The organism is Streptomyces sp. NPDC003011 (assembly GCF_053591515.1).
Genome location: NZ_JBSFTY010000013.1, coordinates 107,080 through 117,355 on the forward strand (window position 1 = coordinate 107,080; position 10,276 = coordinate 117,355).

Sequence of the window (10,276 nt, forward strand, 5' to 3'; positions counted from 1 at the left end):
CGGGCCCGTGACCAGGCCCGGGGCTCAGGCGGCGGGCAGTCCGTAGGCGTCCGCGATGAGTTCGTACGAGCGCAGGCGGACGTCCCCACTGTGGGCGTTGCCGGTGATCATCAGCTCGTCGGCGCCCGTGCGCTTGTGGAGGTCGTCGAGGCCGGAGCGGACCTCGTCGGGGGTGCCGTGGATGACGTTGGCGTTCCAGGAGTCGACGAAGTCGCGCTCCATCGGGCTGAACGCGTAGGTCTCGGCCTCTTCGGGGGTGGGGACGAGCCCGGGGCGGCCGGTGCGCAGCCGGATCATGTTGAGCGCGGCGGCCATGATCTGGCGGCGGGCCTCGTGCGGGTCCTCGGTGGCCAGGGCGGAGACGCCGATGAGGGCGTACGGCTGGTCCAGCACGGCGGAGGGCCGGAAGGACTCCCGGTACAGGTCCAGGGCCGGGATGGTGTGCTGCGCCGAGAAGTGGTGCGCGAAGGCGAAGGGCAGGCCGAGGGTGCCGGCGAGCCGGGCACTGAAACCGGAGGAGCCGAGGAGCCAGACGGGCGGGCGGTGCGGTGACTGCACGCCGCCGGGGGAGGTGGCCTGGACCGGGCCGGGGACCGCGTGGATCCGGCGGTAGGGGTGCCCGTCCGGGAAGTCGTCGTCGAGGAAGCGGACGAGTTCGGCGAGCTGCTGGGGGAAGTCGTCGGCGGCCTCGTCGAGGCGGTCGGAGCGGCGCAGGGCGGCGGCGGTGGCGCCGTCGGTGCCGGGGGCCCGGCCGAGGCCGAGGTCCACCCGGCCCGGGGCCATGGCCTCCAGCGTGCCGAACTGTTCCGCGATGACCAGCGGGGCGTGGTTGGGGAGCATCACGCCGCCCGAGCCGAGGCGGATGCGGGTGGTGTGGGCGGCCAGGTGGGCGAGGATCACGGCGGGGGAGCTGGACGCCACGCCCGGCATGGAGTGGTGTTCGGCGACCCAGTAGCGGTGGAAGCGGCGGGACTCCGCGAGCCTGGCCAGGGCGACGCTGGTGCGCAGGGCGTCGGTGGCGGTGCGGCCGGCGCCGACGGTGACCAGGTCCAGGACGGACAGGGGGGCGGGGGCGGTGCCGTGGGTGGTCCCCCGGATCTCGTCTGGCGTTGCGGTCACGGTGGGTGCCTCCTGTGTTCGGCCGTGCGGTGTCGTGTCCTCCGGGGGTTAACAGGAGGGTGTCTCCGCTTATTCCGGCCCGGTGCGCCGGTCGCGGGGGTGACCGCCCGGGGCTCCGCCCCGGCCCGGTCACCCCCGCGACCGGCCTTCGTCAGGAGGGACTCACGCCTGGACGAGGGGTTCCCTGGTGAAGAGGGCGCCCAGGCTCGGGGCGTTCACCCGGCGGTCCGCCAGGCGCAGGGCCTCCCAGACCGTGACCTGGTTCGCCGTCAGCACCGGCTTGCCGAGTTCCTTCTCCAGGGCCGGGATGTGGGCCGCCGTGTGCAGGGCCGTGTCCGGGAGGAGCACCGCCTGAGCGTCCGCGCTGTCGGCTTCCCGGGCCAGCGCGAACACCTCCTCCTCCCCCCATGTCCCGACCTCCGCCGCCGTGATGATCCCGGAGCCGCGGACCCCGGTCACCTCCACGCCGGCCGCCCGCAGGAACTCCGCGAAGAGCGACGCCACGTCCTCGGGGTAGGTCGCGCCGACCGCCACCCGCCCGGTCCCGAGCTCCCGCACCGCGTGCACGAAGGCGAAGGACGTGGAGGAGGCCGGCATGCCCGCCGCGAGGGCGAGGGCGCGTACCTGCTCGTGGGCGCCCTCCCAGCCGTACACGAAGCTGCCGCTGGTGCAGGCCCAGACCACCGACTCCGCGCCGGACATCCGCAGTTCCCCGACGCCCGCCGCGAGCCGCTCGGCGGAGCCCATCCGGAGCAGGGCGTCGACCCGGTGGGCGTCCTCACCGATGTCGGTGTGCACCAGGTCCAGCCGGACGTCGCTGCCGAGCAGCTGCTCGATGCGCGGGTAGTCGTCCTCGGCGGAGTGGCCCGGATAGAGGAATCCCAGTGCGGTCATGTCCAGCCTTCCTGCTGTTCTTCGTCCGGCAGTGCCGGTGCGTCCGGCAGTCCCGGAACGTCGGGCAGTGCGGGACCGAACCGTGCCGCCGGATCGATCAGCGCCTGGTACGGTCCCACCGCTCGGGTACCCAGTCGGCGCAGCGCCGCCCACATCGTGACCTGGTTGGCCGAGATCACCGGGATCCGCAGCTCCGCCTCCAGTTGGGGGATGACGTCGTACGTCGGCAGGTTGGTGCAGCTGATGAACAGCGCGTCGGCGCCGTCCCGGGCGGCCCGGCGGGCCATGTCCGCCACGTCCCGGTAGGGAACCTTCCAGATGTGCCTGGTCAGGCCCATGTACGCGCAGCCGCTGACGGTGACGCCCGCTTCGGCCACGTACTCCTCCAGCGCGCGGGTCACGGACACCGTGTACGGCGTCACCAGGGCCACCCGGCGTACGCCGAGTTCCGTGAGGGCCTCCAGCAGCGCCCCGGACGTCGTCACCGACGGCTGCGCGCCCGAGCGGGTCATCGCCTCGCACATCGCGCGTTCCCCGGCGATCCCGCCGACGAAGCTGCCGGACGTGCAGGCGTAGGCCACCACCTCGGGCGCGATCGCGGTCAGCGTGCGCACCGCGTCGTGCAGGGTCTGGTGCTCGCTGACCAGGCGCGCCAGGTCGAGGCTGACCTCGACCGGGACGTACGGCGTCCGGGTCAGGTGCAGGGAGACCTCGTCGGGCACCCAGCGCCACAGTTCCCGGTCGAGGGCGAAGTCGAACGGGGCGACGACCCCGACACCGCGCTGAGGGCGTGGGCCCCCCAGAAACGAGACGTCCATGACAGACACCGGCCTCACGCTGAGGGACCAGGGGACAACGGACCGTGCACATGCCCGTGTTGACGAAGGTAGGTTCGGGTGCGAGCGTGGTCAATCCGCCCTTGTGACGCCCGCGTCACGCCTCGGTCACCCTCTTGTGTCCGCCCACGTCGGACGGCCCTCACTCCCGGAAAACCCGCTTCTCGAACGGCTCGCGCATGACCGCTCCCCCCTCCGGTCCCCCGTCCGCCCCCACCCTCCTCGTGCTGGACGCCGATCCGCTCCCCCGCCTCGGCAGGCTCACCGGCCGGGCCCGCGTGGAGCACACGGACGAGTCGGCCCTCGCCGAGCGGCTGCCGCACGCCGACGTGCTGCTGGTGTGGGACTTCACCTCGCACGCGGTGCGCCGGGCCTGGCCCGGCGAGGGCCCGCGGCCGCGCTGGGTGCACACGGCGAGCGCCGGCGTCGACCATCTGATGTGCCCCGAACTCGCCGCCTGCGACACGGTGGTGACGAACGCGCGCGGTGTCTTCGACCAGCCGATCGCCGAGTACGTCGCCGCGCTGGTCCTGTCGATGGCCAAGGACCTGCCGCGGACCTGGGAGTCGCAGCGGCAGCGGACCTGGCTCCACCGCGAGTCGCAGCGGGTGGCCGGCACGCGCGCGTGCGTCGTCGGGTCCGGGCCCATCGGGCGGGCGATCGTCGCCACCCTCACAGCGCTCGGTGTCACCGCCGCGCTCGTCGGCCGCACCCCGCGCGCCGGCGTCCACGGCCCGGACGACCTGGACCGGCTGATGGCCCGCGCGGACTGGGTGATCGCGGCGGCGCCGCTCACGGAGCGGACGCACGGCATGTTCGACGCCCGGCGCTTCGGCATCATGCAGCCCTCCGCCCGCTTCATCAACATCGGCCGGGGACAGCTGGTCGTGGAGGAGGCGCTGGTCGAGGCGCTGACCAAGCGGTGGATCGCGGGCGCGGCCCTGGACGTCTTCGCGCACGAGCCCCTCGCACCGGACAGTGGGCTGTGGCGGGTGCCGAACCTGATCGTGTCCCCGCACATGAGCGGCGACACGATCGGCTGGCGGGACGAACTGGCCGCCCAGTTCGTGGAGTTGTACGAGCACTGGGAGGCCGGCCGGCCGCTGCCGAACGTGGTGGACAAGAAGCGCGGGTACGTACCCGGACACTGACGTCCTACGGAGGGGCCGGATGACGGAGCTCAACGAACTCACCGCACTGCGACTCGTCGACGGCTACCGCAGGGGCGACTTCAGCCCCGTGGAGGCGACCCGCGCGGCCCTGGACCGCGCGGAGGCGATCCAGCCGGCGGTGAACGCCTTCGTCCGCCTCTTCGCGGAGGAGGCCCTCGCGCGGGCGCGGGCGTCCGAGGACCGGTGGCGGCGCGGTGAACCGGCGGGGCTGGTGGACGGTGTCCCGGTCACCGTGAAGGACATCCTGCTGCTGCGGGGCGCACCGACGCTCAAGGGCTCCACGACGATCTCGGAGCGGGGCCCGTGGGACGAGGACGCCCCGTCCGTGGCCCGGCTGCGCGAGCACGGCGCCGTCTTCCTCGGCAAGACCACGACCCCGGAGTTCGGCTGGAAGGGGGTCACGGACTCGCCGCTGTCCGGCGTGACCCGCAATCCGCACGACCCCACCCGCACCGCGGGCGGCTCCAGCGGCGGCGCGGCGGCGGCCGTGGCGCTCGGCGCGGGCCCGCTGGCGCTGGGCACCGACGGCGGCGGCAGTGTCCGGATCCCGGCCGCGTTCTGCGGGATCTTCGCGCTGAAGCCGACGTACGGCCGGGTGCCGCTGCACCCGGCGAGCGCCTTCGGCACCCTGGCCCACGTGGGCCCGATGGCCCGGGACGCGGCGGACGCGGCCCTGCTCCTCGACGTCATCGGGGTTCCCGACTCCCGCGACTGGTCGGCGCTCGCGCCGGCCGCCGGCCCCTTCTCGGCGGGCCTGTCCGGCGGGGTGCGAGGGCTCAGGATCGCCTACTCGCCGTCCCTCGGCGGGCAGGTGGCGGTGCGGCCGGCGGTCGCCTCCGCGGTACGGCGTGCGGTGGAGCGGCTGGCGGATCTCGGCGCGTACGTCACCGAGGCCGACCCCGACATCACCGACCCGGTGGACGCCTTCCACACCCTGTGGTTCAGCGGCGCCGCCCGGGTGACCCAGCCCCTCGGGCCGCGGCAGCGGGAGTCGCTCGACCCCGGGCTGCGGGAGATCTGCGAGCTGGGCGCCCGGTACAGCGCCCTCGACTACCTGGCCGCGGTCGACGTCCGCATGGAGCTGGGCCGCCGGATGGGCCGCTTCCACGACTCCTACGACCTGCTGGTCACCCCGACCCTGCCGATCACCGCGTTCGAGGCGGGCGCCGAGGTCCCCAAGGGCTCCGGCCACCGCCGCTGGACGGGCTGGACGCCGTTCACGTACCCCTTCAACATGACCCAGCAGCCGGCGGCCTCCGTGCCGGTGGGGACGGACGGCGACGGGCTGCCCGTGGGTCTTCAGCTCGTGGCCGCCCGCCACCGCGACGATCTCGTCCTGCGCGCGGCTCACACGCTGTACGCGTCGGGCGTCACAGCCGCCGGAAGCTGAGCGTCTCCCCGGCCGCTCCGGTCCGCCACAGGTCGTTGCAGGCCTCGGCCATCGCGTCGAGGCCCTCGGTCACCTGGCCCCAGACGATGCCGGGGACCCAGCCCACGTCCCCGTTGAGCAGCAGGTTGTTGCGTTCGTAGAAGAGGGCGAGGTCGACGACGGTGGTGCCGGGGCGTACGCCGGTGCCGTAGCCGTAGGCCTTGGTGCTCAGTTCGGTGCCCGCGAAGGAGAAGTAGCAGAGGTCTCCGGGAATGGGGGTCACCGTCGGATTCTCCAGCGGGGGCTCCTCCTCGGCGAACGGCGGGAGAAGGGCGTAGATCTCGTTGCGTGCGTACTTCGCGTGGTAGACGTCGCCGCCCAGCGGAAGGGCGTCCCACACCGCCGCGCAGGTGCGCGGCGCGCGCTCGTCGAGCAGTTTCGCCGTGCAGTGGACTCCGCGCTCGCGCAGGGAGACTTCGATGTGACGGTCGGCCATTCGGCCTCCTGTACAGGTGCTGACGGTGGCGGTCCGGTTCCCTCCAGCAGAACACCTCCCCCGGTACGCGCAGGTGGTCACCGCCCGATATCGCCACACGCCCTCCACATCCACCGCCCCTCACACCCCGCATGGCGGTGATCGGTGTGGGTAGGCGCGCGCCCATGGCTCCACCACAGGCGTACATGACAGGAAGCAATCGAAGAGGGCTCCGCCGCCGCTCGCTGCTCGCCGGCGCGGCGGCGGTGGGCACGGCGGGTGCGTTCGGCGCGACGACCGGATGCGCGCGGGTCGACGTCACCGGGGCGACCGACGGCGGCCACCTCCTGGACGACCTGCGCCGCAAGGGCACCGTGCGCATGGGCATAGCGAGCGAGCCGCCCTATGCCTCCATCGACTCCCAGGGGAACCTCACCGGTGAGGCGCCGGCCGTCTCCCGGACCATCTTCCAGCGGCTGGGCGTCGAGGACTTCGAGCCGGTACCGGTCGAGTTCGGCTCCCTCGTCCCCGGGCTGCTCTCCTTCCAGTTCGATGTGATCGTCGCGGGCATGTTCATCAACAGGAGCCGCTGCCAGGCGGTCCTCTTCTCCGACCCGGACTACGAGTCGAAGGACGGGTTCCTCGTCCCCAAGGGCAACCCGGACAGGATCACGTCCTACCAGGACGTCGCCGAACAGGGCCTGCGCATGGGAACCGGCGTCGGCTACGCGGAGTTCGACTACGCCGTGGCCAACGGCGTGAAGGAGGACAGCATCCAGACGTACGGCGATCAGATCGCCGGCCTGGAGGCGCTCGAAGCCGGGCGTATCGACTGCTTCGCGGGAACGGCCCTCACCATGATCGAGGCCCTCAGGGCCGGCGCGCACCCGAAGGTGGGGATGACCGATCCGTTCACTCCGGAGGTCGACGGCAAGCCGCAGCGGGACGGCGGCGGTTACGGCTTCCGGCTGGGCGAGACCGCACTGCGGGACGCCTTCAACCGTGAGCTGCGGAAGATGAAACAGAGCGGTGAACTCCTGCGGATCGCCAGGCCCTTCGGGTTCACCGAGGAGTTCATGACGGATCTGACCGCAGAGGAGCTCTGCGACAAATGACCGGACCTCTGTGGGAACTCCTCTTCAAGGGCGCGTGGATCACCATCCAGCTGATGGTCTACAGCGCCCTCCTCGCGGCCGTCGTCGCCTTCGGCATCGGCGTGGCACGGACCTCCCGCCTGTGGATCGTCCGCTTCCTGTCCGGTGTCTACGTGGAGTTCTTCCGCGGCACCTCGGCGCTGGTGCTGATGTTCTGGCTGTTCTTCGCGCTGCCCCTGCTCGGCTGGCAGCTCGCCGGCATGTGGGCGGGCACCCTCGCCCTCGGCCTCTCCTACGGCGCCTACGGCTCCGAGGTGGTGCGCGGCGCGCTCCAGTCGGTGGCACCCGCGCAGCGCGAGGCGGCGATCGCGCTGAGCTTCACGCCCTGGCAGCGGATGCGCAAGGTGATCCTGCCGCAGGCGGTGCCGGAGATGATGCCGCCCTTCAACAACCTGCTGATCGAGCTGCTCAAGGGCACCGCGCTGGCCTCCCTGCTGTCCATCGGCGAACTCACCTTCCAGGCCAAGCTGGCCCGGCTGTCCACCGGGGAGAGCGCCCAGGTCTACGGGATCATCCTGGTGATGTACTTCGTGATCGCGTTCGTCGTCACCCGGGTCATGCGGGTGCTGGAGCGCCGCGCCAAGGCGTCGATCGGCCAGGCACCGGAGGGCGGCGGCTGGTTCTCGCGCCGGCCGCCCGTCCCGGAGCGGAGCACACAGCCGTCCGCCGTCGGAGGTGGCCACTGATGAACACCTGGTCATGGGAGTACGTCGGCGACATCATGCCGCAGCTCCTCGACGGGCTGTGGATCACCGTCCAGGCGACGCTGCTCGGCTCACTGGCGGCCTTCGCCCTCGGTCTGGTGTGGGCGATGGCGCTGCGCTCACCGTCCCGCTGGGTGACCTGGCCGGTCGGTGCCCTCGTCGAGTTCGTTCGCAACACGCCGCTGCTGGTGCAGCTGTTCTTCCTCTTCTTCGTCCTGCCGAGCTGGGGGCTGGCCTTCGGGGCGCTGACCACCGGCGTCATCGGCCTGGGGCTGCACTACTCGACGTACACCGCCGAGGTCTACCGCGCCGGCATCGACGCGGTGCCGAAGGGCCAGTGGGAGGCGGCCACCGCGCTGAGTCTCCCGCGCGGGCGCACCTGGCTCTCCGTGATCCTGCCGCAGGCCTTCCGGCGGGTGGTTCCCGCCCTCGGCAACTACGTGATCGCGATGTTCAAGGACACGCCGATGCTCTCGGCCATCACCGTGGCCGACATGCTCTTCGAGGCCAACAGCATCGGCGCGACCACCTTCGACTACATGGAGCCGATCACCGTCGTCGGTGTGCTCTTCATCGTGATCTCGTACCCCACCTCCGTCCTTCTGCGAGTCCTGGAGCGTCGCCTTGTCCGCTGACAGCAGCCTCTCGAAAGAAACCGGCAACCCCGCGGTGGACGGCAGCGAGCTGATCCGCTTCGACAAGGTCACCAAGCGTTTCGGTGCCAACACCGTGCTGGACTCCCTGGACTTCACCGTCTCGTCCGGAAAGCACGTCACGCTGATCGGTCCCTCCGGATCGGGCAAGACGACGATCCTGAGGCTGCTGATGACCCTGGCCAAGCCCGACGAGGGCACCATCAGGGTCGGCGGCGAGTACCTCACCCACGAGGAGCGCAACGGCAGGCTCGTGCCGGCCGGGGAGAAGCACGTGCGTGAGGTGCGCAAGAACATCGGCATGGTGTTCCAGCAGTTCAACCTCTTCCCGAACATGAAGGTCAGGCGGAACATCACCGAGGCCCCGGTGCACGTCCTCGGCATGTCGAAGGACGAGGCCGAGGAGCGGGCCCGCGGGCTGCTCGAACTGGTCGGTCTGACCGAGCACGCGGACAAGTACCCGACCCAGCTGTCCGGCGGCCAGCAGCAGCGCGTCGCCATCGCCCGCGCCCTCGCCATGCGCCCCCAGGTCCTGCTGCTCGACGAGGTCACCTCCGCGCTCGACCCCGAGCTGGTGGCCGGGGTGCTGGACGTCCTGCGCGACATCGCGCACACGACGGACATCACGATGCTCGTCGTCACCCACGAGATGAACTTCGCCCGGGACATCTCCGACGACGTCCTCATGTTCGACGCGGGCCGGGTGATCGAGTCCGGTCCGCCCCAGAAGATGTTCACCGAACCCGATCACGAGCGGACCCGGCAGTTCCTGAGCGCCGTGCTCTGAAGGCCCGTGGCGGCCGGGGCCCCGGGGCGGGCAGAGCGGGCGGGCCCGCCCCGGGGCCGGTGTGCAACGGCCCCAGAACCTGCCTGTGGCATATGCCGTTGTCGTTCGCTGCTGCTGGGGGGCGTGGACAGCACCTGGACAGCACCGACGAACTCGGCAACAACCCCTCCCCCCATGCCTCTTGGCCGTTATCGTGGAAGGGATTCGCTGTCCGGATCACGGCCCAGCCGTAGAGCGACCGAGCGAGCGCAGGGGGAAACACCGTGGCGCTGATGCACGAGCCGACCGCGCCGTACCACTCGACCCAGGACGCGCTGCGCATCCTGGAGACGGTGGCGCGGCACACCGCCGGAGTGACCGACAGCCGGCTCGCCACCCTGACCGGCCTCAGCCCGGAGCGCCTGACCACGCTCCTGCGGATGCTGCGCCGCGAGGGTTACGTCGAGCAGGTGGCCGACGGGGCGTACGTCACCGGCGCCGCCCTGACCCGCCTGGGCTCCGCCGAGGACCGCGAGCAGGCCCTGCGCGAGAAGCTCCAGCGCACCCTGGACCGGCTGCGCGACTCGGTCGGCGCCGCCGTCTACATCAGCCGGTACGTCGACGGGGAGATCGACGTCACCCAGTACGCCGCCGGACCCGCGACCCCCGCGGTGAACGAGTGGGTCGACTTCCGCTACTCCGCGCACGCCACCGCGATCGGCAAGAGCCTGCTCGGCCAGCTCGACCACAACGGCCGGCGTGACCACCTCTCCCGTCACAAGATGGCCCGCCTGACCTCGCGCACCATCACCAGCGACAAGCTGCTGCTCTCCCGCCTGGAGTCCCAGCCGCCGACCGTGCCCCACCTCGACCTCCAGGAGTACGCGGTCGGCACGGTGTGCGCGGCCGTCCCGATCACCGCCGGCTCCTCGGTCGGCTGCCTGGCCCTGTCCCTGCCGGTCGAGCACGCCCACCGCCTGCGCCAGGCCGCGGACCGGCTGAACCGGGGCGCGGCCCCGGTGCTGCTGTCCCTGGCGATCTAGGGCGTGTTTCGAAAGTGGCGTCGTTCGCCCGGAGGGCGGGGCTCGCGGCGTCTGGTGCGGTGCATCGCAAGGCGGAGGGTCGTCCGCGTAC

Annotated in this window: 11 protein-coding genes; 7 read left to right on the plus strand and 4 right to left on the minus strand. The window is 71.8% G+C overall.

Annotated elements, in window-relative coordinates:
* Positions 1–24: 24 nt before the first annotated feature.
* The 3 genes from ACWD0J_RS09770 to ACWD0J_RS09780 form a co-directional block, all read right to left on the minus strand.
* Positions 25–1,119 (minus strand): LLM class flavin-dependent oxidoreductase, encoded by a 1,095-nt coding sequence (locus ACWD0J_RS09770; protein ID WP_451495241.1) that lies wholly within the window; start codon positions 1,117–1,119, stop codon positions 25–27.
* A gap of 162 nt (positions 1,120–1,281) precedes the next feature.
* A complete protein-coding gene (locus ACWD0J_RS09775; RefSeq protein ID WP_451495242.1) occupies positions 1,282–2,013 on the minus strand; it encodes a maleate cis-trans isomerase family protein in 732 nt (243 codons plus the stop codon).
* Positions 2,010–2,831 carry a maleate cis-trans isomerase family protein gene (locus tag ACWD0J_RS09780; RefSeq protein WP_451495243.1) on the minus strand — a complete coding sequence of 274 codons (822 nt, stop codon included), beginning with the start codon at positions 2,829–2,831 and terminating at the stop codon, positions 2,010–2,012. Before ACWD0J_RS09780 ends, ACWD0J_RS09775 begins: the two co-directional genes overlap by 4 nt.
* Positions 2,832–3,028: 197 nt before the next feature.
* Between ACWD0J_RS09780 and ACWD0J_RS09785 the strand changes: the two genes are divergently transcribed.
* Together ACWD0J_RS09785 and ACWD0J_RS09790 are read left to right on the plus strand one after the other, a co-directional pair.
* Positions 3,029–4,000, plus strand: a complete 972-nt coding sequence (locus tag ACWD0J_RS09785) for a D-2-hydroxyacid dehydrogenase (protein WP_451495244.1) — start codon at positions 3,029–3,031, stop codon at positions 3,998–4,000.
* 19 nt (positions 4,001–4,019) lie between these two features.
* On the plus strand, positions 4,020–5,411 hold the full coding sequence (locus ACWD0J_RS09790; protein ID WP_451495245.1) for an amidase: 1,392 nt from the start codon (positions 4,020–4,022) through the stop codon (positions 5,409–5,411).
* Here ACWD0J_RS09790 and ACWD0J_RS09795 read toward each other — a convergent pair.
* On the minus strand, positions 5,392–5,886 hold the full coding sequence (locus ACWD0J_RS09795) for a DUF3830 family protein (protein ID WP_451495246.1): 495 nt from the start codon (positions 5,884–5,886) through the stop codon (positions 5,392–5,394). The two genes, ACWD0J_RS09790 and ACWD0J_RS09795, sit on opposite strands and share 20 nt — an antisense overlap.
* A 164-nt stretch (positions 5,887–6,050) precedes the next feature.
* Here ACWD0J_RS09795 and ehuB point away from each other — a divergent pair, with 164 nt between their 5' ends.
* The 5 genes from ehuB to ACWD0J_RS09820 all read left to right on the plus strand — a co-directional run bounded on the left by ehuB (position 6,051) and on the right by ACWD0J_RS09820 (position 10,185).
* Positions 6,051–6,980, plus strand: coding sequence for an ectoine/hydroxyectoine ABC transporter substrate-binding protein EhuB (gene ehuB, locus ACWD0J_RS09800; protein WP_451495247.1), 930 nt, complete (start codon positions 6,051–6,053; stop codon positions 6,978–6,980).
* Positions 6,977–7,705 carry an ectoine/hydroxyectoine ABC transporter permease subunit EhuC gene (gene ehuC, locus ACWD0J_RS09805; protein WP_451495248.1) on the plus strand — a complete coding sequence of 243 codons (729 nt, stop codon included), beginning with the start codon at positions 6,977–6,979 and terminating at the stop codon, positions 7,703–7,705. Before ehuB ends, ehuC begins: the two co-directional genes overlap by 4 nt.
* Positions 7,705–8,358 carry an ectoine/hydroxyectoine ABC transporter permease subunit EhuD gene (ehuD, locus tag ACWD0J_RS09810; RefSeq protein WP_451495249.1) on the plus strand — a complete coding sequence of 218 codons (654 nt, stop codon included), beginning with the start codon at positions 7,705–7,707 and terminating at the stop codon, positions 8,356–8,358. The genes ehuC and ehuD overlap by 1 nt, the downstream gene beginning before the upstream one ends.
* 34 nt (positions 8,359–8,392) lie before the next feature.
* On the plus strand, positions 8,393–9,163 hold the full coding sequence (ehuA, locus tag ACWD0J_RS09815; protein WP_451495252.1) for an ectoine/hydroxyectoine ABC transporter ATP-binding protein EhuA: 771 nt from the start codon (positions 8,393–8,395) through the stop codon (positions 9,161–9,163).
* Positions 9,164–9,426: 263 nt separating this feature from the next.
* Entirely contained in the window at positions 9,427–10,185 is a 759-nt protein-coding gene (locus ACWD0J_RS09820; protein ID WP_451495250.1) for an IclR family transcriptional regulator, read from the plus strand.
* Positions 10,186–10,276 lie beyond the last annotated feature (91 nt).